Here is a 22,771-nt window from a genome sequence, read left to right on the forward strand (position 1 = left end):
CCATGGGGCTCCTGCTCACCACGGTGCACGTCCTCATCGGTCTGATGTGGTCGGCCGTCCTCACCGGGCACGTCAGCGCTTTCAGGCGGGTGCCGCGCGCGCCTGCGGCCTCCCGTGGGGAGCCGGGAGGCGGGCGCGGCCATGACCCGCACGGGGGACGCGGGGCAGGGCCGACGGCCCGGTCCGCGAGGAGCGGTGCGGTGGGCCGCTTTCCGTTCACCCTGCCACTGGGCCGGTCGGGTACGCCAGAGGCGTGCACGAACCGGCCACAGGCATCTGCGTCAGCGCCCCGGGGCGTCCGCTTGCGACCCGGTCAGATGGGGCGGACCTGCTCGGCCTGCGGGCCCTTCGGGCCCTGTGAGGTCGTGAACTCCACCCGCTGGTTCTCCTCCAGCGACCGGTAGCCGGAGGAGTCGATCGCGGAGAAGTGCACGAAGACGTCCGGCGTGCCGTCGTCCGGTGCGATGAACCCGAAGCCCTTCTCTGCGTTGAACCACTTCACAGTCCCCTGAGCCATGCGATGCCTTCCCTGTGCAGAACCGGACGCGTGACCGTGTCCGGGAATGTGAGGATTGTCTATCACTTCCTCGCGTGGAAGGTGGATTGCCGGTCATTGCATTCGTATGAGTGAGGGACTCGGGACGCTGTTGACCACGCGGGCTCGCCGTCTCACCAGGGGATCGGCCCCTCCTCGGCCAGAAGGGCGCCCGTCGGGCCGTCCTCGCCCGCCGTCGCCAGGTCGACCGCCACGGTCGCGCCCTCCTCCGCCGTGCGTATCCCGCTGTGGCGGTTGAGGTCGGTCGCGCAGTAGCCGGGACTCACCGCGTTGACCAGGATCCCTTCGGCGCGCAGTTCATTGGCGTAGAGCACGGTGACCGCGTTCAGGGCGCTCTTCGAGGTGCAGTAAGGGAGGAGGATCGAGGTGTAGGCGGCCCACGGGCTGTCCGGGTCGGCCTGGTGGGTGAGGGAGCCGAGTTCGCTGGACATGTTGACGATGCGTGCGGCGGCGGAGCGGCGAAGCAGGGGGAGCATGGCATGGGTCACCGCGATGACACCGAACACGTTGGTCTCGTAGACCTGCCGGACGGTGGCTGCTGGGGTCTCACTCGGCTTCTGCGGTCCGGCGGCGATCGCGGCGTTGTTGACGAGGATGTCGAGGCGGCCGAACGTGGCGTCGATGTGCTGGGCGGCGGCCTGGACCGAGGTCTCGTCGGTGACGTCCAGTGGTACGAACCGTACGTCGGCGCCGTCGGCGCGCAGCTCCTCGGCCGCCGCCTCGCCACGCTCGGCGTCGCGGGCGCCGATCAGCACGGTGATGCCGAGGGCTGCGAGCCTGCGCGCCGTCTCCTTGCCGATGCCCTTGTTCGCGCCGGTGATCAGAGCAGTCTTCTGTGAAGTCGTCATGGCACCCAGCCTCCCCTCGCCCACGGGCGGCAGGGAAAGACCAGCTGGCTCTGGATCTATAGTCCACAGATATGAGTGAGCTAGAGGTGCGGGAGCTGAGGTACTTCATCGCGGTCGCCGAGGAACTGAACTTCAGCCGGGCCGCGCAGCGCCTGGGAATGGCGCAGCCCCCGCTGTCGAAGGCGATCGCTCAGATGGAGTCCCGTGTCGGGGTACGCCTGCTGGAGCGCACCACCCGGCAGGTGAGGCTGACCAACGCCGGTCAGGTGCTGCTCGATCAGGCCCGGATCGCGGTCGACGCGGTGCACGCGGCGGCCCGGCGTGCACGCCGGGCCGGTCAGCCGACGCCCCAGCTCGTCGTGGCGGTCAAGCCGGGAGGCGATGCCGGGCTGCTGCGGGAGATCCTCGCCGCCTACCGGGGAACGGGTTCGCATCTGCCGCCGCCCGAAGTGGTCGTCGGCGGCAGCGGAGAGCCGATCGCCATGCTGCGGGACGGCCGTGCCGATGTGGCGCTGCTGCGCAGCCCGTTCGACGGTCGAGGTCTGGATTCCCAGACTCTCCTGGTCGAGCCGCGACTGGCCGTCCTCCCCGCCGCGCACCGCCTGGCCGGACGCCGACGACTGCGGCCGACCGACCTCAAGGGTGAACCGATCCCGCGCTGGAAGGGGGCCGCCCCCTCCACCATCGCCTACTACACCGGATGCGACGGAGCGGAAGCCGGCGATGGCGACACAGGCTCGGCGGCGACCGACCCTCCTGAGGGGCCGCTCGTGGCCAGCGTCGAGCAACTCCTGGAAGTGGTCGCGCTGGGCCAGGCGGTGGCGTTCCTGGCCCGCTCCACCACCGAGCGGCACCAGCGCCCGGACATCGCCTACCGGCCGGTCACCGGCCTCAGTCCCAGCGCGGTCATGGTCGCCTGGCCGGAGACCTCGCGATCCGCTGCCGTCGCCGCCTTCGTCCGAGCCGCCCACGACGTCGCCACCCACCACCCCGACCACCTGACCGCACTGGCCTGAAGTCCCTCCTACCCGGCCAACCGGTCGAGGCGGTCGAGGCGGGCCTGGTCGAGGCGGAGCTGCGCCGCAGCGAGGTTCTCCTCCAGGTGGCCGATCCGAGCCGTGCCCGGAATCGGGAGGATGACCGGGGAGTGGTGAAGGAGCCACGCGAGCGAGACTTGAGCCGGGGTGGCGTCGAGTTCGGCCGCCACGGCCGCGATCTCGGCCGACGCGGCCGACGCCGCCCCGGCGACCGGCCGCCACGGCAGAAAAGCGATCCCCGCCGCTTCGCACGTGGCGAGCACCGGCTCGTGCTCGCGGTCGAGCAGGCTGTATCGGTTCTGCACGCTGGCGACGTCGACGATCTCCCGTGCCCGTTCCAGTTCTGCGACGGTGACCTCGGACAGTCCGATCCGTCCGACCTTGCCCTCCGTCTGCAGTTCCCGCAGCGCGCCGAGCTGCTCCGCCAGGGGCACCTCCGGATCGATGCGGTGCAGCTGGAGCAGGTCGATCCGTTCCACGCGCAGCCGCCGGAGGGCGTGGTCGACCTGAGCGCGCAGGACGTCCGGCCGGGCGTCGAGTTTCCACCCGGCGGAGGAGGGCGATCGTGCGACACCCACCTCGGTGGTGATGAGCAGTCCGTCCGCGTAGGGATACAGGGCTTCGGCGAGCAGTTCCTCGTTCGCTCCCCAGCCGTACATGTGGGCGGTGTCGATCAGCGTGACACCCAGCTCGACGGCCCGTCGGGCGACCGCGAGCGATGCCTCGCGGGCGGGACCTGCCTCCGTCGGCAGCCGCATCGCTCCGAACCCGAGCCGCCGTACGCCCAGGTCCCCACCGATGTGGAACATGGTCGATGTCATGCCGTCTTCCCCCTCGATCAAGGGCCCACGCCAACAGCGCTGTTGGCCCTGGACCGTTCCGAGGGGCTGGTCCGCCGACTTCACGGACTGCGTGCCGGAGCGGGTTGGCGTTCTGGCCCGACTTCCTTGCTGCCGACCCTCGGATCGGACGGTCGGATCGCGTTCCAAGCGTGTCAGGATCCGTACGCCGCGGAGGCGTCCGGGCCCGTGGCGGAGTCCACGGTGGCGGCGGCCCGTGGCCGTGTCCGGACTGTGGGATAGGGTGCCGCCGAGGTGATCCGCTCGGTCCTCCCGAGCTGCGCCGAGGACAGACACGACGGCCGCCCGAGGGGGGACCTGGATGCTGCAGGCATTGGGGCTGGGGCGGGCCGAAGAGACCGTCTACACCGCGCTGCTGGGCCGCCCGACAGCCTCCGCGTACGAACTCGTCCGTCAGACCGGACTCGAGGAACCCGAGGTCGCAGGCATCCTGCTCGACCTGTCGGCGCGTGGCCTGGTGGCGATCGCCGCCGAGGCCGGGGGCGGGGCACCCGACGCTTCCGACCGTGGAGCCGCCGACCGCACGCCCGCCCGCTACCGGCTCACCCCGCCCTCCGTGGCCCTCGCCCCGCTGCTGGTCGAGCAGCGCAACGCGCTTCACCGGGCCGAGACCGCCTTCTCGATGGTGACCGAGCAGTACCGCAGCACCGCGGCACACCCCGCGGGCAGCGTCGTGGAGGTGGTCGTCGGCGTGGAGCAGGTCGCGCACCGGTTCCACCAACTGCAGCGCGGAGCTCAGCGGGAACTGCTGGTCTTCCTCGTCGGGGAGCCCATCGCCGTACCCCGCGAGGAGGCCGACATGTCGGAGAGTTCCGCGCTGGACCGCGGAGTCGACTTCCGCGTCGTGGCGTCCAAGGACTACCTCGACAGTCCCGGTGTGGGAAAGGACGTGCGGGCGGCCATGTCGGCGGGCCTCGAGATCCGGCTGGTCGAGTCACTGCCGTTGAAGATGGTGGTGTCGGACCGGGAGCGCGCCATGGTGCCACTGGACATGGCGGACTCCGGTGACGAGCCGAGCGCCATCGTGGTGCACCGCAGCGGTCTGCTGACGGCACTCGTCCACCTCTTCGAGCGGGAATGGGCCCAGGCCCGTCCGCTGTTCGCCACCACCACGGGTGTGGGCGCGGATCCGGCGGTCGACGACCGGCCGACCGAGGGGGAACTGGAGGTCCTCGCCTTGTTGCTGGCAGGGATCTCGGACCGGCGGGCGGCCTCACAGCTCGGTCTCTCGATCCGGACCGTGGAGCGACGGACACGCCGTCTGATGGACCTTGCCGGCGCGGATTCGCGCCTGCAACTCGGGTGGCACGCCGCCCGCGCGGGCTGGCTCTGACCTCCTCGGCGGCCGGCTGGGTGGCGGGAGTGAGGGGGGCCGGACACCCCCGAGGGGATGCAGCCCGGCAGGTGTCCGCCGCCTCAGTGACCTGGAGCGGACCGGGGGCTGTCCGACGAGGAGCGGTCGTGACCCCTGCGCGGAGTGCGGGGTCCATGCACGGCGCGGGGCCGACCCTCGCCCGCACGCCCCGGACTCCCCGTCGGACGCAACGTTGCCGGATGCGATCGCGTGTCGGGTATCCGCCATGCGCGGAACCCGCCACTCCGGGCCCTCCTCGGTGATCCGCGGGTCTGCCAGGCTGCAGCTGCATCCCGACATGTTCACGGTTTCCAGTGGGAGATTCATGCGCTCCATAACGCGTACAGCCCTGGGCGCGGCGACCGCCGCCGTCCTGACCGTCACCGCGGTCGCGCCCTCCGGCGCGGCGGACACGCCACCTGACGGCACCTCGGGCAAGAGGCCCGTCGTCGGCAGTGGAACCACCCCGGTGGGTGGCAAGCAGGCGTCGGTGACGCTCGTCACCGGTGACAAGGTCGTGGTGACGACGGACCCGTCGGGTCGCAGTTCCGCGGCCGTCCTGCCCCGCGAGGACGGCACGCAGCCGACGGTCCAGACCTACCAGGAGGGCAAGGACCTCTACGTCTACCCGGAGGACGCCACCCAGGCGATCGCCGAGGGCGCGGTGGACGAGCAGCTGTTCAACGTCACCGGGCTCATCCGGCAGGGATACGACGACGCGCACGCCGACGCGCTGCCGCTCATCGCCACGTACGAGCCCGGTGTGAACGTCCTCGGCAGCGCTCCGGCCCCTCCGCGCGGTGCCGAGCGGGGCCTGAGCCTCCCCGCGGTGAACGGTGTGGCGCTCAAGGCCGGCAAGGACACCGCCGCCGCGTTCTGGCAGGACGTCACCAACCCCCGCTCGCGTTCCGCCTCCACGCTGAAGAAGCTGTGGCTGGACGGCAAGGTCGAGGCCACGCTGGACCGCTCCACCGCCCAGGTGCACGCCCCCGAGGCGTGGGCGGCCGGGTACGACGGCAAGGGCACCAAGGTCGCCGTCCTCGACACGGGCGTGGACGCCGGGCACCCCGACCTGGCGACCCGGGTCGCCGCGTCGAAGAACTTCACGGACTCCAGGACCACCGACGACCTGGTGGGCCACGGCACGCACACCGCCTCCACGGTCGGCGGGTCGGGAGCGGCGAGCGAAGGCCGTATGAAGGGCGTCGCTCCCGGCGCCTCCCTGCTCATCGGCAAGGTCCTCAACGACGGGGGTTACGGGCAGGACTCCTGGGTCATCGCGGGCATGCAGTGGGCCGTCGACCAGCAGGCCGATGTCGTCTCCATGAGCCTGGGCAACGCCACGATCCGTGACTGCACGGACCCCGTGGCCCAGGCCACGCAGCAGCTCTCGCAGAGCAGCCGCACACTGTTCGTCGTCGCCGCCGGCAACGCCGGTTCGGGCACCGAGACCGTCTCCTCGCCCGGCTGCGTGCCCAGCGTGCTGACCGTGGGCGCCGTCGACCGCGACGACACCACGGCATGGTTCTCCAGCCGCGGACCGGTGGCCGTCACGCGCACGCTCAAGCCCGAGATGGCCGCGCCCGGCGTCGGCATCTCGGCGGCCAGCGCGGGCGGCCGGGGCGTCTACGCCTACCGGTCGATGTCCGGCACCTCCATGGCCACCCCGCATGTCGCGGGCGCCGCGGCCATCCTCCGCCAGGTCCACCCGGACTGGACCGCACAGCAGCTCAAGGCCGCCCTCGTCTCCTCCGCCCGCACCGGCGGGAAGGTCGCCGGCGCCGATCAGACCGGCGCAGGCGTGCTCGACGTGATCGGAGCGGTCGAGCAGAAGGCGCTCTCCGCGCCCGCCGTCCAGGCCGGCAGCTACAACTGGCCGCAGGACGCCTCGGACCGCTCCACCGTGCAGGTGCCCTTCACCAACACCGGCGGCAGCGACCTCACCCTGAACCTGAGGGTCAGCGGGGTGCACGGCAACGACGGCAGCGACATCCACTCCGGCATCGCCAAGCTGGAGGACACCAGGGTGAGGATCCCCGCGGGGGCCACCGTCCAGGTGCCGCTGCGGATCGACCCCACCGCCCGTCTGAAGGCCTCCCAGTACGGTGCGGTCACCGGCCGGATCCTCGCCACCGGCGGCGGGGCGCACGTCTCCGTGCCCTTCACCCTCTACGTCCAGCCCGAGACGGTCACGCTCCGGATCAAGGTCGTCGACCGCAACGGCAAGCCCGCGACCGGCCCTTCCTCCCTGGAGCTCGTCGATCTCGACACCGACAAGGGCGAGCGGCGCTTCAACGCGGGAGCGGCGGAACAGACGTTCAGCCTACGCCCCGGCGACTACGCCCTGAGCAGCTTCGTGGCGTCGTACGACGCGAGCAACACGACCGAATCGCTCAGCTACCTGGGGCGGCCGCAGTTCCGGATCACTGGTGACACCACTGTCGTCCTCGACGCCCGTGAGGCCCACCGGCTGAGCCTGCGGACCGAGCGTCCCTCGGCTTCGGACAGCACCACGTTCAGCTACTCCCGCACGTGGGACGACACGTGGCAGGCCGGCGGATCGCTCGTGATCCCGAACAGCATTCACCACCTGTACGCGGACGTCGACGGCCGTGCGCACAACGGCACCTTCGAGTTCCGCTCCACCTGGCGCGCGATCGGTTCCGAGGGCGGCTCCCCGTACGTCTACAACCTGTCGTTCCCGACCTCGGGTCCGCTGCACTCCGACCAGGTCTACCGGCCCAAGGACGCCAAGCTGGCGCAGGTGAGGGAGACCTGGAAGGCCCTGGGCAAGGAGGCCGACTACCTCGACGCACTGCACGTCCGCCCCTCCGGCGGCGACAGCGGCTTCGTCACCGTCGCCGCGTTCAGGAACGTCAGGGCGCCGGGGATCCGCACCGCGTACTACACGACCGGCAACGACTCCTGGTACCACGGCGCGATGACCAGCTTCCCGTTCGCCGCGTTCATGGGCGACCAGGAGCGCACCTACCGGGAGGGGCAGCGCAGTGCCGAGGAGTGGTACGGCGGCCCCCTGCGGCCGGGTGCGCCGCGCGACGCGGACGGCAAGCTGATGCTGGCCGCCGAGCGGCAGGGCGACCTGATCGGCTTCCAGAACGCGCTCTGGATCGACGGTTCCGGGGACCACTGGACCTTCGGCGGCTCGTTCGGAGACCTCGGCAACCTGGTGCTGAAGCGAAACGGTGAGCGGATCGGCAGCCGCGTCGACCCGTACGGCGTCTTCCAGGTGCCGGACGAGGACGCGGCGTACGAGCTCACCCAGAAGCTGGACAAGATCCTCTCCGGGGACCGGAACTGGCTGCGCTCGACGTCGGCCACCACCACGTGGAGCTTCCGCTCCCACCGGGAGCCGGAGGTCTACTCGCGCGGTCTGCCCATCCTCTCGCCGGCGTACGACCTGCCCGTGGACGGCATGAACACCCTGCCGGCGAAGAGCGGCATCGAGGTCGGCCTGTCGGTCGAGGGCCACGCCGGGTACACGCCGGCCGCGATCACGGCGGCCTCTCTGTCCTACTCGTACGACGGCGGCGCCACGTGGACCGAGGCGCCGACCCGGCAGCAGGACGGCAGGTGGACGGCCGTCCTCGACCACACCGGCGCCGCCGGCAAGCAGGTCATGACGAAGGCCTCCTTCACCGACGCCAACGGCAACGCGGTCACCCAGACCATCACCCGCGCCTACGACGTGCGGTAGTCACAGGCCCCGTCCGGGCGGCCGCCGACCATGGCGGCCGCCCGGACGGGCTTCCGGCTGTTCGATCCGGCCCGGACGGCGGTGGCACCGACCGGGCCCGGCTTCGGAGCCGATCCGCTTCTGCGCCGGTCAAGGCGCCTCGGTCCCCGGGATCCCGGCCGGGTAGGCAGCCCTGAGCTGCCCGAGCACGACTGTCTGCACCACACTCTAGGCTTCGCCTCGAACGGAAGATCGAGGGAAAGGCGGGGCAGTGGGCGGCAATTGTTGGTGGCAGACGGGACCGTACGACGGCGACCTGGGGGTCGCGTTCCGGCGGGCGCAGGAGGCGGAACTGGCCAAGGACGACCACGGCTTCCCCGGACGTACCGTGGCGGAGCTCTGGGAGAGCGAGGACTGGGCCGAATACATCTTCACCGGTGGCACCGCCACCGTCCTGGACCAGGTCCACACGATCGATGCGGGAGAGCCCGAAGACGGCCCCTACATGCGGCCGGTGACGGAGGAGGAGCTTCAGGAATGGTGTCCTCACGGTAAGCCCACTCTCGCGGAGTGGGAGGCGGCCCTGCGCGCCGACCACGAGCTCTTCCCCTCTCGCGGCCTCGGCCGCTGCACGGTCCTGTACGAGGACGGCGAGCCGTCAGAGATCGGGTACTGGGGGGTGACGGCGGACTAGGCGGTGTCCCGCGGACGGCCCATGAGCACCCCGGTGTCCCGCTCACCCATGAGAGCGGGTGGTGGCCCGGCGGTGCCGTGCCGGGCCACCTGTCGATCAGTGGGCTTCTGCGCGCCTTTCGAGGCGGGTGCCGTTGCGAAGGGTGATCGACATCAGGTCACTGGGGGCGTCCAGTTCCAGGCGGTGCCAGCGGCCGCGCGGGACGATCACGGCAGCGCCTGCCCGCAGCTGCACCATCTCCTCGCCCCCGTCGGGCATGTCGGGACGGAAGTAGAGGCGGACAGCGCCGGTCAGACAGCACACCGCCTCCTCGGCCTCCGGGTGCATCTCCCAGTGATCCGCGTGAACGTCGGCGTCGGTCTCCACGTGAAACGTGGCGATCTGCCAGGCACCGGAGTCGCTGTTCGTCATCTGCCGTTCGACGGCCCGGACGTCGCCGCCGGGATGGAACTGCAGCGCCGAGGTGAACAGGTCGACGAGGGTGGCCGTCACGAGGGACTTCCTTCCAACTGGTTCTCTGCGGGGGCGGCGCTCCGCGGGACAGGCGTGACCGGTCGCCGGCGTGGCAGCACGACGATCGCCACGACTGCCGCGAGCACGAAGATGGCGGCGGCGATGGCCAGGCCCAAGGCGTAGCCGTCGTTGAGCGCGGCGGGCCGGGTGGCCGTGCCGGTGTGGTGCGCGGCGATGGTGGCCAGGGCCGCCAGGCCGATGGAGCCGCCGAGTTGGCGTGAGCTGTTCATGAGGCCGGATGCCATGCCGGCCTCACGCGGGGCGACGCCGGTGGTCGCGGCGGCGGCGACCGGAGCCAGGACGAGCCCCGCTCCGACACTGGTGACGAGGGACGGGCCGAGTACGTCGGTGAGGAAGCTGCCGTCAGGGCTGATGAGAGCGAACCAGGCCAGGCCCGCGGCGGCCAGCAGGGCGCCGGGCACCAGGGATGCCCGGGGGGTGCGGGACGCGGTGACGCGGGTCGCGACGACGGTTCCCGCGACCAGGCCCAGGGAGAACGGAAGAAACGCCGTGCCGGTCGCTGCGGCACCCATGCCCAGGACCTGCTGCAGGTACAGGGAGACGAAGTAGAACGCCGTGAACTGCCCGGCCGCGGCCAGGAACACCAGCGCGTTCGCTCCGGCGACCCAGCGGCTGCGCAGCAGGCCGAGGCGCAGCAGGGGTGCGGCGACCTTCGCCTCGGTGGCGACGAAGGCGAAGAGGAGTACGGTCGCGGCGGCGAGGGTCGCCCAGGTCACCGGGGAGCCCCAGCCCAGGGTGTCGGTACGGACGACACCGAGCACCATCAGCCCGACTCCCCCTGTCGCCAGGACGGCACCCAGCACGTCCAGCTTCTCGCGCCGGGCGGGCGCCGCCTCCGCGGGCGCCCCCGCGAGCACCAGGGCCAGAGCCACCGCGACGATGGGCAGGTTGATCAGCATGATCCAGCGCCAGCCCGCGTTTTCGGTCAGCAGGCCGCCGGCCAGCACGCCCAGCGCGCCGCCCGCGGCGTTCACCGCGCTCCACACACCCAACGCCCGGACGCGCCGGGGGCCTTCGGCGAAGGTGGTGGTGAGCATCGCCAGCGCTGCCGGCGCGGCCGCGGCGGCGCCCAGGCCCTGCCCGGCGCGTGCGGCGATCAGTTGCCAGGGGTCCTGGGCCAGCCCGCCCGTCAGCGAGCACAGCCCGAAGACGGTCAGACCCAGCACGAACATCCGACGCCGGCCGTACAGGTCGCAAGCGCGGCCCCCCAGCAGCAGGAACCCGCCGAACGTGAGCGCGTACACGTGCACGACCCACGACAGGTCCAGCGGCGCGAATCCCAGCGCCGTACGGAGCGCGGGTAAGGCGACGTTGACCACGGACATGTCCAGGGCGACGACGAACTGGGCGACGGCGGCTGCCGCCAACACCACGTCGGGCCGCCCGCGAGAGTTTCTATATATGTACGAAAAGTTAGCGCCGGGGTTCGCCGTTGTCGACCCGTGGGGAATGATGGGGGGCATGCCGCAACCGTCCGAACCGCGCAGAACCCTGGGCCGACCTCCCCGTATCTCTCGCGAGGAGATCATCGAGACGGCCCGCCGGATCGTGGACGAGGGAGGTGTGGGCAAGCTGACCATGCGGCGGCTCGCCACGGAGGTCGGCAGTACGCCGATGGCCCTCTACCACCACGTCCGCGACAAGGAGGAACTGCTCGTCCTCCTGCTCGACGACTACGCCGACCGGAACCTGCGCCGACCGGAGCTGCCCGCCGACCCTCGCGAGCGGATCCTCGTCGCCGCCACCGCGGTCCACGACGCGCTCGCCGCCTGCCCCTGGATCGTGGAGGTCCTGACCGCCGACGACCTGATGTCCACGCACGCGCTGTGGTTCGTCGAGCAGATCGTCGACGGGCTGATCGCATGCGGCCTCTCCCCCGACCGGGCCGTACACGCCTACCGCGCGATCTGGTACTACACCGCCGGAGAGATCGTGGTCAGGACGACAGCGACCCGACGGCGCGCAGACGATGAACGCGCCACGTACCGGGAGCAGGTCTTCGCCGATCTCGACACGAGCGAGCTCCCGCGCCTTGCACAGGTCGCGGACCGCTGGGCACCGCTGACCGCCGAGGACACCTACCCGAACGGACTCCGGGCCCTGGTGGACGGCCTGCTCCTCAGCCGCTGAAGCCGCCGCCGACTCGCCGCCGACGAGACGCCCTGACCGCGGGAGCGAGCGGACCGAGCCGGCGGGAGGTCCTGACCGGGGAGCCAGCGGACCGAGCCGGCGGGAGGTCCTGACCGGGGAGCGAGCGGACCGAGCCGGCGGGAGGTCCTCAGCTTCATGCTGCACATGGGGCGCGGGCCCTAGGCCCGGAGGCGGACCGTCGCCCGGCGCGGCGACGCGGCCTTGTCCTGCCGATGACGGGAGGTTCGACGCAGACGCGAGGCGGCCAGGGTCAGGCGGCGGGCAGCGTGACGAAGACCCGTTCCAGCAGGGTGTACAGCGCGTCCCGGTCCTGGTCGCCGAGCCTCTCCAAGCCCTCCTGGGTGGTGCGCATCTTCGCGCGGATCGCGTCGGTGACGCGCTCGCCCTCGGCGGTGAGGATGACGTACTTGACGCGCCGGTCGGAGGCGCCGGCCTCGCGGCGCACCAGGCCGCGCTTCTCCAGCCGGTCGATGATCCCGGTCATGTTGGAGGCGTCGCAGGTCATGGTCTCGGCCAGGGCGCGCATCGCGGCGGGGCCCCGGCGCAGCACGGTCAACGCCTTGCCCTGGCTCGCCGTGAGGTTCTCGCTCGCCGCCGCGACGGTGAAATCGCCGTAGTAGACGCCGAGCGACACGGAGAGCAGCTCCATGAGCTGGGCCGTGTCGACGCGGGGAGCTTCTGTCATGAGACCACTCTAGTCAGAGATACTTGACTATCTCAAGCATCGACCTCTAACGTCCTCCCATTGCATGAAGTTCTCAAGCATCAAGGTTGTCAAGTAGTTGCCCTGAGGAGCGCCCTGTGACCGTCACCGAGTCCCCCACCTCCCGCGCGGCCGAGATACTGTCCCGGCCCGTCACGCTGAACGGCCTGACCGTCCCGAACCGCATCGCGATGGCGCCGATGACGCGCATGTTCTCCCCCGGTGGCGTGCCCGGCGAGGACGTGCGGTCGTACTACGCCCGCCGCGCCGCCGCTGGCGTGGGTCTGATCGTCACCGAGGGCACCTACGTCGGCCACGACTCGGCCGGGCAGAGCGACCGCGTGCCGCGCTTCCACGGGGAGGAGCAGCTGGCGGGATGGGCGAAGGTCGCCGAGTCCGTGCACGCGGCGGGCGGCACGATCGTTCCGCAGCTGTGGCACATCGGCATGGTGCGCCGGCAGGGCCAGGCGCCCTACGCCGATGCCCCGGCGATGGGCCCCTCCGGCATCCGCCCCGACGGCACCGAGGGCACGGGCGAGGCCATGACCCAGAGCGACCTCGACGACGTCATCGGCGCCTTCGCCGAGGCCGCCGCGGCCGCCGAGCGCATCGGCTTCGACGGCGTCGAACTGCACGGCGCCCACGGCTACCTCATCGACCAGTTCCTGTGGGCGGGGACGAACCGCCGTACCGACGCCTACGGCGGCGACCCCGTGGCCCGTACGAAGTTCGCGGCCGAGATCGTGAGCGCGGTCCGCGAGACCGTCTCGCCCGACTTCCCGGTGATCTTCCGCTACTCGCAGTGGAAGCAGGACGCCTACGACGCGCGGCTCGCCCAGACCCCGCAGGAGCTGGAGGCGATCCTGAAGCCGCTCGCCGCGGCCGGTGTCGACGCCTTCCACGCGTCCACGCGGCGCCACTGGATCCCCGAGTTCGAGGGCTCGGACCTCAACCTCGCGGGCTGGACCAAGAAGCTCACCGGCAAGCCCACCATCACGGTCGGCTCGGTCGGCCTCGACGGCGACTTCATCCACGCCTTCGCGGGCGAAGGCGCCCCGGTCCAGGGCATCGACGACCTCCTCGACCGCCTGGAGCGGGACGAGTTCGACATGGTCGCCGTCGGCCGCGCGCTGCTCCAGGACCCGGAGTGGGCGGCGAAGGTCCTGGCGGGGCGGACCGACGAGCTCAAGCCGTACGACGCGGCCGCGGTGCAGACGCTGAGCTAGCCTCGAACCTTCGCGCAACGGTTCGCCGACGAAGCCGGCGAACCGTTGCGCGTTCCGCGCCGGGCGATCGCGTCAGCCGCACTCCCCCGTGGTGATCACAGCCAACCGGCCCAGCCGAACGTCAGGAGATAGGCGCGCGTGGCGGCCGCCTTCCCGCGACGCCCGCCCCGCGCGACTACGGCAAGAGCGGCGGTGAACCAGAACGCAACCGCTCCGCCGACGATCAGAGCCCACGCGGCGTTACCGACAGCAGCCACCAACGCCACGACGCAGACCGTGATGGCGAGCCCCGCATGGGCACCGCCGATCGTCACGCGGAACAGCCGGCGTACGACCTCACGGTCCTCGGCGAAAACCCGCTCGTACGCGTTCAACTCTGGCTCCCGGCCGTCGTGTTCTTCCGCATCCCGTCCCACGCACCCCCTCGACACAGCCGGGCCCAGCTGAGCCCGGCATTTCTCTGGACGCTCCAGGCCGCCAGGGCGTTGCCTGCCGGCGCCATCCCCTGATTCCGGAGGGCATCCGCGCGAGGGACGGGATCGGGGTGTGATCGGGGATCGATCCGGGGCGACCCCGATGCTCGGGCGCACTTCCTACGGCAGCGTGGAGTCATGACCTCAACGCGTATGTCACGAAGGGCCTTTGTCGGCGCCACCCTGGCGGGGACCGCTGCGCTGGTCGCCACTGCGGCACTGCCCGGACGCAGTGCCGCAGCCTCGCCCACACCACTCCCACCGCTGGACCCGGCCGCCCTGCGAGCCGCGATCGACGACCTGGAGCACCCTCCGTCGACCGCGGCCCAGCTGCGCGTGGGCGGCACGGCCGGCGACTGGTACGGCGCCTCGGGAGTGGCCGACGTCGGGACGCGGCGGCCGGTGACGGCCCACGACAAGGTCCGGATCGGCAGCATCACCAAGGTCTTCGTCGCCACCGTGGTGCTGCAACTCGTGGCGGAGGGCAGAGTCGGACTGGAGACACCGGTGCGGAGTGTCCTGCCGGGGTTGCTGCCGGCCCGGTTCACGCCCGTCACCGTCGCGCACCTGCTGAACCACACCAGCGGGCTGCCCGACCATGTCGGCGTCCCTGAGCCGAAGACCGCAGAGGAGGTCTTCCTTCACCGTTTCGACCACTGGACGCCGCGCGAGTGGGTGGCGACAGCGACGTACGGACCGCTGAAGTTCGCCCCGGGCAGCCGGCAGGAGTACCGCGGCATCAACTACGTACTGGCCGGGCTGCTCATCGACGAGCTGACCGGCCGCCCGTACGGGAAGGCCGTCGAGGCCCGCGTTCTGCGCCCGCTGGAGCTGGCGCACACCACGGTGCCCGGCGACGACACGCGCATGCACGGGCGGCACGTCCACGGCTACCTCGCGATGGCGGACGGCGGCCTGCGGGACATCACCACGTACGACCAGTCGTCCAGCCGCGGCGAGGGCGACATGATCTCCACCACGAGCGAACTCGACCTGATGCTCGCCGCGCTGTTCTCCGGCGAACTGCTGCCACCGGAACTTCTGGAGCTGATGTTCACCCTGCCGCCCAAGGACGTCGTCATGCCGGACGGCTCCCCCGCCCGCTACAGCACCGGGCTGCAGCGGGCCGTCGTCAACGGCGTCACCCTCTGGGGCAAGACCGGCGAGACCTACGGCTACAGGAACGCCGTCTTCTCCACGCGTGACCAGCTGCGCCGCTTCACGCTCGCCCACCATCCGACGGGCGTCCGCAACGCCGCGGACAGCCAGTTGGTCGCCCGGGTCGCCGACCTGCTCACGCGCAGTCCGAGCGGTCACCGCGTCCGCGGGAGCGCTCCTTGGGTATGAGGACGGTGTCGATGCTGTAGATGACCGGGGCGTGGCCGGGCAGGGCACCCGGGCGAACTCAGAACTTCGCGTCGCACACGCAATCCGTCAGGTGGTTCGCCACGAACTACCCATGTGAAGCTCCTGAGAACGAGGGGCGTCAGAACGAACCGCTTGACGAGTTGCAGGAGGTGAGTGCGATGACCGCATCCCTGCGCGTGCGACAGCTGAGGACCGCGACGGCGGCCCTACGTGAGCCACTGGGTTCCGTCATGGACACCGCCATCGCGTCCCGTGGAGCTCCCGCCACGCTGCACATACCGCTCCCGCCCGGTGCGGAGGCGGCGCGGCAGGCCCGTCAGACCACAGCACTACTCCTGGCCCCGGGGACGGCGGACTGCCCCCGCCACATCGCCGAGGACCTCGTGCTCATCGTCTCGGAGCTGGTCACCAACGCGATGCTGCACGCCGACGGGCCCTATGCACTCACCGTCGCCCTGGAGCGGGGACGAGCGGGCATCGCCGTCAGTGACGGCTCGTCAGCCATGTCCGGGCATCGTGGCACGGCGCAACGGACCGAAGCGGGCGGGCGCGGACTGCAGATCGTCCGGGCGCTGGGAGCCGATCTTTTCGTCAGCCGCTCCGGACCCGGCAAGCAGGTCATCGCTGTCCTGACCTGGGAGCCGTGACGCACGACGCGAGCATGCCGTCCTGAGCGAGTGGTCCGCCTTTTCGTTTCATGTCCCGATCGAGATGATCCCGAGGGGATCCGAGGTGGGCTGGGCCGAGCCACCCGCGGGTTCGACGGTGATACCCACCGCGACGGCGTCGCCGAGAGGCCCTTCGAGCAGGCGGGCGGAGTCCCGGCCGGAGCCGGGCAGCAGTCCGGCGGGCCGGAGGCCGCCCGCTTCCGCGGCGTACCAGAGTTCGTACACACGATTGCCCGTCAGGGCCGGCAGGTCACGGGCGGTGAACGCCGCCCGGTTCTGGCTCTGGGAGACGACGACTGCGGCCGTCGCACCGTCGGACAGCTTCCCTGCGTGAAGGGTGGCGTCGGGGGCGGTGAGGAGGTCGGCGAAGGCCGTGCCGTTCCCGCGTGCCTGCTGCTCGGCCTGGACGGCCCTGGCGCGGGCGTCGTCGGCCTCGGAGTGCTGCCACAGGGCGAGGCCGCCGAGCGCGGCGGCTGCGGCGAGCGAGGCGGCCAGGGCCATGCTCATGACGCGTCGGTGTGGCCGCGGCGGGCGGGGGGCATGCTCCTGACGGACGGTTCTGATCCGTTCAAGGGTCCGTTGCCGCAGCTCAGGGGGCGCGTCGATGCTCTCGGCGGTGGCGAGCCGGGCCGCCGCCCGTCGGAGTTCGTCGACCTCGCGGCGGCACGCTTCACAGCCGGCGAGGTGCTTCTCGAACGCGGCCTCCTCCGCCGAGGGCAGGGCGTGCAGGACATACGCGCCGACGGCGGCGTGCGGGTCGCCCGGAGACGTCGTCATCCGTCCTCCAGACAGGCACGGAGCAGTCGCAGGCCGGCACGCATGCGCGACTTCACCGTGCCCGGCGGGGTCGACAGAGCCTGGGCCACCTCGACGTAGGTGAAACCCTCGTAGAAGGCGAGCACCAGCGGAACCCGGTGCATGCTGCCGAGCCGGCCCAGACAGCGATATACACGCCGGCGCTCGTCACGGCCTTCCACCGCCTCGGCCACCTCGTCGACGGGGCGCCCGGCGGACAGCAGCGCGGCGCGCCGGTCCCGCTCCGCGCTCGCCTGGACGTTGCGTACCCGGTCGACCGCCCGACGGTGTGCGAGGGTGAGGACCCAGGTCCGGGCCGTGCCCCGTTCGGGCCGATAGCGGTCAGCGGTCCGCCATACCTCGATCATGACGTCCTGGGTCACCTCCTCCGCCAGCGCGGTGTTCCTCAGGATCCGGCAGGCCAGTCCCATCACCGGGCCGACGAGGGCGTCGTACACGCCGGCGAACGCCTCATGGTCCCCGTCGGCCGAACGCATCAGCAGCTCCTCCACCGCTACGTCCTCCGCGTGTCCCTGCGGCACGCGCTGCTCACCGTCCTCTGCGTCAGCCGTCCCCCGCGTCAGCCGTCTCTTGGGTCAGCCGTCCCTTGCGTCAGCCGTCCCCTGCGTCCGTCGTCCGCCGCTCCTGCGGCGTGGATCTCGTGCTTCGGCGCTGTCCCTGCCCGCCCGACTCTGCCCGTGATCCCCGAGCGACGCCGGGTGGCAGCGGCAACCGAGTGAGGGCCTGCCGAGGAGTCCATGCTGTGGCGGGCCGCGGCGACTGGCGACAGAGTGGTAGTAGGCATGACCGTCCTCTGGCGACTCGGTTGGGACGTGTGCTCCTGCTGGGTATTCGAAACCGCGCCACCGGTGGATGACGAGCATGCAGCGCCACGACATAGGCGTCGCACACGTCCCTTCCAACAATCCGGGCACCGGTTCATCCACAGCGCCTGCTGCTTCGAACCCCATGCGAAGTGCACAGCGAGACCCACGGCCTCCGGCAATCACCACGCGAGCCGGAACGTCCCCTCACGCCGGCTCTCGCCGCGTGCACACCCATATCGGTTCGTACGAAGGAGGTGTGTTCGATGACCAGGTCCATGCGAGTCCGCCGACTGGTGGCGGGTGCCGCCGCGTCCGGCCTGCTGGCGGGCGGTGCCGCGCTCGGTATGTCCGGCTCGGCGGCAGCCGCTCCTGCCCCGACGACCGTCGCCACGACCGTCGTGCCCAGCGACCACGGCGACGGGCACGACCGTCACGACCGCTGCGAGTGGAAGAAGGGCCACTGGGAGAAGAAGTGGGTCAAGGGCCACTGGGAGAAGAAGCGGGTCCACCACGACTCCTGGCACAAGGGCCATCACGACAAGCACGGGAAGTGGCAGAACGGCTACTGGGAGCATGACCACGGGTACAAGTGGGTCTATGTTCCCGGGCACTGGGACAAGGTCTGGGTGAAGGGGCACTGGGACTGCCATCACCGGTGAAGCGTTGAAACGGTGAAGCGTTGAAACGCACCGACAGGGACCGGGGATCAGCCCCCGCCCTGTCGGTGCGTGACGTGTGCAGCGCACGGATGGCGTGGAACGGCGCCAGTGGTGTCGTCCGCCGCAGTCAGTCGGCTGCCGGTCCGGAAGTGAAGAACTCGATCATCTGCTCAAGCCCCCGCTCGCCGAACATCGTCTCCAGGCCGGCGGCGGACTCGGCGGCGGACGCCTCGCTGCGCGGGAAGAGGGCCTGCTCGTAGGCGGTCAGCGCGGCCTCGGTGTCACCGGGGTGGGCGGCGACCGCCTGGGCGAGTTCTGCGCCGTCCAGCATGGCCAGGTTGGCGCCTTCTCCGGCGAAGGGGGACATCAGGTGGGCGGCGTCACCGAGGAGCGTCACGCCCGCGATCCGCTCCCAGCGGTGTCCGACGGGGAGGGCGTGGATGCGGCGCGGGGTGATCGTGTCCGCGTCGGCGACCAGGGCGCGCAGGTCGTCGTGCCAGCCCTCGAAGCGGGCGAGGACGGCGGTCTTGGCGGCAGCGAGATCGCCGAAGTCGATGGTGTCGAGCCAGCCCTCCTCCGCCCTCAGGGCGGCGTAGACGTGAAGGCTGCCGTCGGTCTCGCGGTGCGCGAGGAAGCCGGACCGACGGCCCAGGCTGATGAAGAATCCGCCGCCGATGGCGGCCGCGCTGCGCGGGTGGCGGGCGTCGGCGTCGTGCAGATCGGTCTCGGCGAAGGAGATGCCGGTGTACGTGGGTGTGGCGTCGGAGAGCAGCGGCCTCACGCGTGACCAGGCACCGTCGGCACCGATCAGCAGGTCGGTGGTGAGGGATGACCCGTCGCTGAACGTCACTTCGTGGCGACCGTCGCCCAGCGCCCGGGCACCGGTGGCCTTCCTGCCCCAGTGGATCGTGTCGTCGGGCAGCGAGTTCAGCAGCAGGTCGCGCAGGTCGCCGCGGTCCGCCTCCGGGCGGCCGCCGGTGCCGTCGTCCTTCTCGGATACGTGGACGGTGGCGTCCGGGCCGACCAGGCGCATCTCCTGACCGCCCTCGTGGACGATCTTCAGGAAGCCGCCGTGGAGGCCGGCGGCGCGCAGCGCCTGCTGGCCGCTCTCCTCGTGGATGTCGAGCATGCCGCCCTGGGTGCGGGCCGCGGCGGACGCCTCCGCTTCGAAGAGGGCGGCCTGGATGCCGTTGACGTGCAGGACGCGGGCGGCGGTGAGGCCACCGAGGCCTCCGCCGATGATCGCGATGGGGTGATGGGTGTGCATGGGGGCCTCCAGAGGTCTGACCGGGTGCGCGGGGAGCACACTGCCCGGGAAGGGGTGCGGAAGCCGGCACCGCTCGGTTCGCCGCAGGGCGACGGGCGGCTCGGTCGCGAGGCGACCCGGCCGGGCACCTCTCCAACGTAACGAACATGTTCGTCGCGAACAAGTTCGTAGCGGGGCGCGCCGAGAGCCCGGCGGAGGCGGCCGGGCTACAGGGTGAGCGGCGTCAGTCCTTCGCGCCAGGGACCGGGGTGTGCGTGATGCCGTTGACCAGAACGTCGAAGCTCCAGCCCATGCGGTCGCCGGGCGAGCCGCTGACCAGGGCGGGCATGTGTGCCTTGATGGCCGGGTGGACGGTCCCGTCCACCGACTGCAGGGCCCGGGTGGCGGCGTTCCAGTCGTCCTCGGCCATGGGGTCGTGTTCCTGCGTCGCATGCTCGGCGGCCGTGGCCGTGGCGTCCTGGAGCAGCTTGTCCACGCCCCAGGCGACCTGCTCGCGGGAGGCTCCGCTGCGGGCGAGCAGGTCCACGACGCGCTCGACCAGCCGCAGGTAGTTCTCGCCGCTGGGGCGCGCCACCAGGGCGGACCGGGCCAGCTGCGGGTGTGCGAACAGCACGCCGGTGTAGGAGGCCAGTACGGCGCGGAGCCGCTCACGCCAGTCGTCCCCGTCGCTCCCGCCGGTCAGGTCGACCTCGCCAAGCAGGGCGTCCAGCACGGCCGCGTGGAGTTCGGCGGTGTTGGCCACGTACACGTACAGCGAGGCCGGACCGGTGTCCAGTTCCTTGGCGAGGCGGCGCATGGTGACCTTGTCCAGCCCCTCGGCACGCATGACCCGCACGGCGGTGTCCACGATCCACCGCCGGGAGAGGGCGGGCTTGGCCGGACGTTCCCGGCGGCTGATCGGCTCTCTGCTCGGTGTCATACGCCGATCGTAACGAACATGTTCGCGCCTGCCTGCCGGGGAGGGCCGGAGCACCCGGCCCTCCCCGCATCACGTCCAGGGCCGGAAGCCTCACCCCTCGGTGAAGTACAGGTAGCCCTTCCAGAGGAGGTTCTCGATGTCGTACGCGAACGGTCGGCCGCGGTGCGCAGCAGGTCCGCGACGTCCTGGCCGCTGCCGGCCGGGATCCCGAGACTGAAGTGATGCGTCGTCCACATCTCGTTCTTCGCGGCTCTCATGCTCAGCCTGTGGTTGCGGCTCCTGCGCGCCATGACTCCTCCAGGACGTGACTGGAACGGCCGGGCGCGCCGGTCCTGCCGGACAGCTTCAGCCCCTGCGGGTGGGCCTTGGCGGCGACCGAACCGTCCGGCTGCGCGGCCAGGGCCACGTCGACGTCTCGCCAGTCCCCCGTGACCGGGTCCGCAAAGCGGACGGGCCCGGCGGACAGTTCGGCGGTGAGGGAACCGTCCTTGTTGACCCAGGTGGTCGACGTCTCGGACCGCTCCGACACCGCCTCCACCCGCTTGCCCGACAACCGCGCGGCGACCCGCGCCGAGGGAATGTCCGCCGCCTGCGTGACGGCGGACCTGTCGGGTGCGGCCACTGCCTGGAGCGGCGTGGCCATCGCCTCGGAGCCGGCCAGGAGCGTGGCGGACATGGCCAGGGCGAGGCTTCCCCCTATGCAGCCGGAAGCCCTCCACGCCAGAGGCGTCCGCGTCTTGATGACGCAGACCTACCAAGCATCATGATGATTCGATCTCCAGCTCGATCACGTGCGTGCACGTGCTGGTGCTGGTGCTGGTGAGCTGGGGGCGCGGACGGCCGGGACATGCCCGGCCGCGCGCGAGGGGTGGTCACGAAGCGGTGGGTGGTCACCAAGAGGGGACGGTGACCACCCACGTGCTCCGGCGTCCGTGGATCAGACCGCCGGAGGTACGGCCGGCTGGGACTGGGTGGCGCAGTGGATGCCACCGCCGCCGCTGGCGATGTTGTCGATCTTGACCTGGACGACGGTCCGGCCGGGGTACGCGCCCCGCAGGATGCCGTAGGCCACGTCGTCGGCATAGCTGTCGCCGAACTGGGGCACGAGGAGCGCGCCGTTCACGGTGTAGTAGTTCGTGTAGCTGGAGAGGAAGTCCGTGCCCCTGCCCCGGATGTACCGCCGGTCGGGTCCAGGGAGTTCCGTGATGTCCAGTCGGCGCCCCTGGGCGTCGGTGGCGCTCTGCAGGACCTTCTTCGTCTCGTTGTAGACGGCGACCCACTTGCTGCTGGCGCCGGGGCCGGGCTGGTCGAGGATCACCTTGCCGGGCGCGACGAAGCGCGCGAGGCAGTCGATGTGGCAGTCCGTGATGTCCTGTCCGGCCAGCCCGGGGACCCAGATGACCTTGTCGACACCGAGGGACCACTTGAGCGACTGCTCCACCTGGTCCTGGGTCATGCCCGGGTTCCGGTTGCCGTTCACGAGGGAGCTGATCGTCGCCATCAGGGTGCCCTGGCCGTCGGTCTCCAGCGAGCCGCCCTCGCCGACGAACGGGGCTTGGATCCTGTTCACCCCGTACCGGCCCAGCAGCGTCGTGGCCGCCGCGGCGTCGTTGGCGAAGGGCTGGTAGTAGCTCGTGCCCGTCTTGCCCCACCCGTTGAAGTTGGTGTCCACACCGGCGATCGCGCCGGGCGCGACGACGAAGGTGGGGCCGAAGTCGCGGATCCAGAGGTCGTCGTTGGCTATCTCGACGACGTCGATGGCGTGGTAGGCGCCGGAGCCGCAGACATACCGGGCATCGGCGGCCTGCGAGGGGCGCGCCAGGACGACGACCGGCTCGAAGCGGGAGATGGCGTGGGCGATGCGTGCGATGTCGTTGCGGACCCCTTCGAGCTGCGTGGACCAGACCGACGACAGCGCCGGCCAGGCCATGAAGGTGCGGACGTGCGGGTCGGTCTCCGCGGGGATCCGGAGAGTGGTGCCGGATGAGGCGGTGGCCGCCACGGCGTCCGCGGGCAGCGCGGAGCCGAGGGCGGCCAGCGGCACGGCGGTCGCGCCGAATTGGAGGAGCCGGCGTCGGGATGTGAGGGGCGTGGTCATGGGCGTTCCTTGATGAGGGACGGGAGGATGCGTCGCTCAT

General features: G+C 71.2%; 22 protein-coding genes. 9 read left to right on the plus strand and 13 right to left on the minus strand.

The annotated features are described in order from the left end of the window. Window positions 1–313: 313 nt before the first annotated feature. Window positions 314–517 carry a cold-shock protein gene (locus tag IE237_RS36400; protein WP_189806466.1) on the minus strand — a complete coding sequence of 68 codons (204 nt, stop codon included), beginning with the start codon at window positions 515–517 and terminating at the stop codon, window positions 314–316. A 152-nt stretch (window positions 518–669) separates the two neighbouring features. After that, window positions 670–1,404 carry an SDR family oxidoreductase gene (locus tag IE237_RS36405; protein WP_189806467.1) on the minus strand — a complete coding sequence of 245 codons (735 nt, stop codon included), beginning with the start codon at window positions 1,402–1,404 and terminating at the stop codon, window positions 670–672. Between the two features lie 71 nt (window positions 1,405–1,475). On the opposite strand from IE237_RS36405, the gene IE237_RS36410 reads away from it, so the two are divergent. Beyond that, window positions 1,476–2,420 carry a LysR family transcriptional regulator gene (locus tag IE237_RS36410; RefSeq protein WP_189806468.1) on the plus strand — a complete coding sequence of 315 codons (945 nt, stop codon included), beginning with the start codon at window positions 1,476–1,478 and terminating at the stop codon, window positions 2,418–2,420. An 8-nt stretch (window positions 2,421–2,428) separates the two neighbouring features. Here IE237_RS36410 and IE237_RS36415 read toward each other — a convergent pair whose 3' ends face one another. Continuing rightward, window positions 2,429–3,262 (minus strand): aldo/keto reductase, encoded by an 834-nt coding sequence (locus IE237_RS36415; protein WP_189806469.1) that lies wholly within the window; start codon window positions 3,260–3,262, stop codon window positions 2,429–2,431. A gap of 340 nt (window positions 3,263–3,602) precedes the next feature. On the opposite strand from IE237_RS36415, the gene IE237_RS36420 reads away from it, so the two are divergent. The 3 genes from IE237_RS36420 to IE237_RS36430 all read left to right on the plus strand — a co-directional run bounded on the left by IE237_RS36420 (window position 3,603) and on the right by IE237_RS36430 (window position 9,043). Then, window positions 3,603–4,634: a helix-turn-helix domain-containing protein gene (locus tag IE237_RS36420; RefSeq protein WP_189806470.1), complete on the plus strand. Its 1,032-nt coding sequence runs from the start codon at window positions 3,603–3,605 to the stop codon at window positions 4,632–4,634. Window positions 4,635–4,980: 346 nt separating this feature from the next. After that, entirely contained in the window at window positions 4,981–8,370 is a 3,390-nt protein-coding gene (locus IE237_RS36425; protein WP_189806471.1) for a S8 family peptidase, read from the plus strand. Window positions 8,371–8,620: 250 nt separating this feature from the next. Beyond that, window positions 8,621–9,043: a hypothetical protein gene (locus tag IE237_RS36430; RefSeq protein ID WP_189806472.1), complete on the plus strand. Its 423-nt coding sequence runs from the start codon at window positions 8,621–8,623 to the stop codon at window positions 9,041–9,043. Window positions 9,044–9,139: 96 nt separating this feature from the next. Here IE237_RS36430 and IE237_RS36435 read toward each other — a convergent pair whose 3' ends face one another. Beyond that, window positions 9,140–9,535, minus strand: a complete 396-nt coding sequence (locus IE237_RS36435) for a cupin domain-containing protein (RefSeq protein WP_189806473.1) — start codon at window positions 9,533–9,535, stop codon at window positions 9,140–9,142. Next, the gene (locus tag IE237_RS36440) at window positions 9,532–10,950 is read right to left on the minus strand and encodes an MFS transporter (RefSeq protein WP_229843895.1); all 1,419 of its coding nucleotides are present in this window, start codon (window positions 10,948–10,950) and stop codon (window positions 9,532–9,534) included. Before IE237_RS36440 ends, IE237_RS36435 begins: the two co-directional genes overlap by 4 nt. A gap of 88 nt (window positions 10,951–11,038) precedes the next feature. On the opposite strand from IE237_RS36440, the gene IE237_RS36445 reads away from it, so the two are divergent. Continuing rightward, window positions 11,039–11,707, plus strand: a complete 669-nt coding sequence (locus tag IE237_RS36445; protein WP_189806474.1) for a TetR/AcrR family transcriptional regulator — start codon at window positions 11,039–11,041, stop codon at window positions 11,705–11,707. A gap of 271 nt (window positions 11,708–11,978) precedes the next feature. On the opposite strand, the gene IE237_RS36450 is transcribed toward IE237_RS36445, so the two are convergent. Then, entirely contained in the window at window positions 11,979–12,413 is a 435-nt protein-coding gene (locus IE237_RS36450) for a MarR family winged helix-turn-helix transcriptional regulator (RefSeq protein ID WP_229843896.1), read from the minus strand. 116 nt (window positions 12,414–12,529) lie between these two features. On the opposite strand from IE237_RS36450, the gene IE237_RS36455 reads away from it, so the two are divergent. Beyond that, window positions 12,530–13,657, plus strand: a complete 1,128-nt coding sequence (locus IE237_RS36455; RefSeq protein ID WP_189806475.1) for an NADH:flavin oxidoreductase — start codon at window positions 12,530–12,532, stop codon at window positions 13,655–13,657. Window positions 13,658–13,752: 95 nt separating this feature from the next. Here IE237_RS36455 and IE237_RS36460 read toward each other — a convergent pair whose 3' ends face one another. Further along, window positions 13,753–14,031 (minus strand): hypothetical protein, encoded by a 279-nt coding sequence (locus IE237_RS36460; protein WP_229843897.1) that lies wholly within the window; start codon window positions 14,029–14,031, stop codon window positions 13,753–13,755. A 237-nt stretch (window positions 14,032–14,268) separates the two neighbouring features. Between IE237_RS36460 and IE237_RS36465 the strand changes: the two genes are divergently transcribed. After that, window positions 14,269–15,477, plus strand: coding sequence for a serine hydrolase domain-containing protein (locus IE237_RS36465; protein WP_189806477.1), 1,209 nt, complete (start codon window positions 14,269–14,271; stop codon window positions 15,475–15,477). Window positions 15,478–15,656: 179 nt separating this feature from the next. After that, window positions 15,657–16,145, plus strand: coding sequence for an ATP-binding protein (locus IE237_RS41085; protein WP_229843898.1), 489 nt, complete (start codon window positions 15,657–15,659; stop codon window positions 16,143–16,145). Window positions 16,146–16,193: 48 nt separating this feature from the next. Here the strand turns inward: IE237_RS41085 and IE237_RS36475 are convergent, their stop codons facing one another. Beyond that, window positions 16,194–16,943 (minus strand): anti-sigma factor, encoded by a 750-nt coding sequence (locus tag IE237_RS36475; RefSeq protein ID WP_189806478.1) that lies wholly within the window; start codon window positions 16,941–16,943, stop codon window positions 16,194–16,196. Beyond that, window positions 16,940–17,503, minus strand: coding sequence for an ECF RNA polymerase sigma factor SigK (sigK, locus tag IE237_RS36480; protein WP_370468342.1), 564 nt, complete (start codon window positions 17,501–17,503; stop codon window positions 16,940–16,942). Before sigK ends, IE237_RS36475 begins: the two co-directional genes overlap by 4 nt. A gap of 548 nt (window positions 17,504–18,051) precedes the next feature. Here sigK and IE237_RS36485 point away from each other — a divergent pair. Then, window positions 18,052–18,447: a YXWGXW repeat-containing protein gene (locus IE237_RS36485; protein WP_189806479.1), complete on the plus strand. Its 396-nt coding sequence runs from the start codon at window positions 18,052–18,054 to the stop codon at window positions 18,445–18,447. A 127-nt stretch (window positions 18,448–18,574) separates the two neighbouring features. Here the strand turns inward: IE237_RS36485 and IE237_RS36490 are convergent, their stop codons facing one another. The 4 genes from IE237_RS36490 to IE237_RS36505 all read right to left on the minus strand — a co-directional run bounded on the left by IE237_RS36490 (window position 18,575) and on the right by IE237_RS36505 (window position 22,731). Beyond that, window positions 18,575–19,714 carry an FAD-dependent oxidoreductase gene (locus tag IE237_RS36490; RefSeq protein WP_189806480.1) on the minus strand — a complete coding sequence of 380 codons (1,140 nt, stop codon included), beginning with the start codon at window positions 19,712–19,714 and terminating at the stop codon, window positions 18,575–18,577. A gap of 223 nt (window positions 19,715–19,937) precedes the next feature. Next, window positions 19,938–20,633 (minus strand): TetR/AcrR family transcriptional regulator, encoded by a 696-nt coding sequence (locus IE237_RS36495; RefSeq protein WP_189806481.1) that lies wholly within the window; start codon window positions 20,631–20,633, stop codon window positions 19,938–19,940. Between the two features lie 259 nt (window positions 20,634–20,892). Beyond that, entirely contained in the window at window positions 20,893–21,309 is a 417-nt protein-coding gene (locus IE237_RS36500; protein ID WP_370468343.1) for a hypothetical protein, read from the minus strand. 261 nt (window positions 21,310–21,570) lie between these two features. After that, the gene (locus IE237_RS36505; RefSeq protein ID WP_189806482.1) at window positions 21,571–22,731 is read right to left on the minus strand and encodes an agmatine deiminase family protein; all 1,161 of its coding nucleotides are present in this window, start codon (window positions 22,729–22,731) and stop codon (window positions 21,571–21,573) included. Between the last annotated feature and the right edge of the window lie 40 nt (window positions 22,732–22,771).

The sequence above is a fragment of the Streptomyces tanashiensis genome (assembly GCF_014648895.1).
In the GTDB taxonomy this organism is placed as follows: Bacteria; Actinomycetota; Actinomycetes; order Streptomycetales; family Streptomycetaceae; genus Streptomyces; species Streptomyces tanashiensis.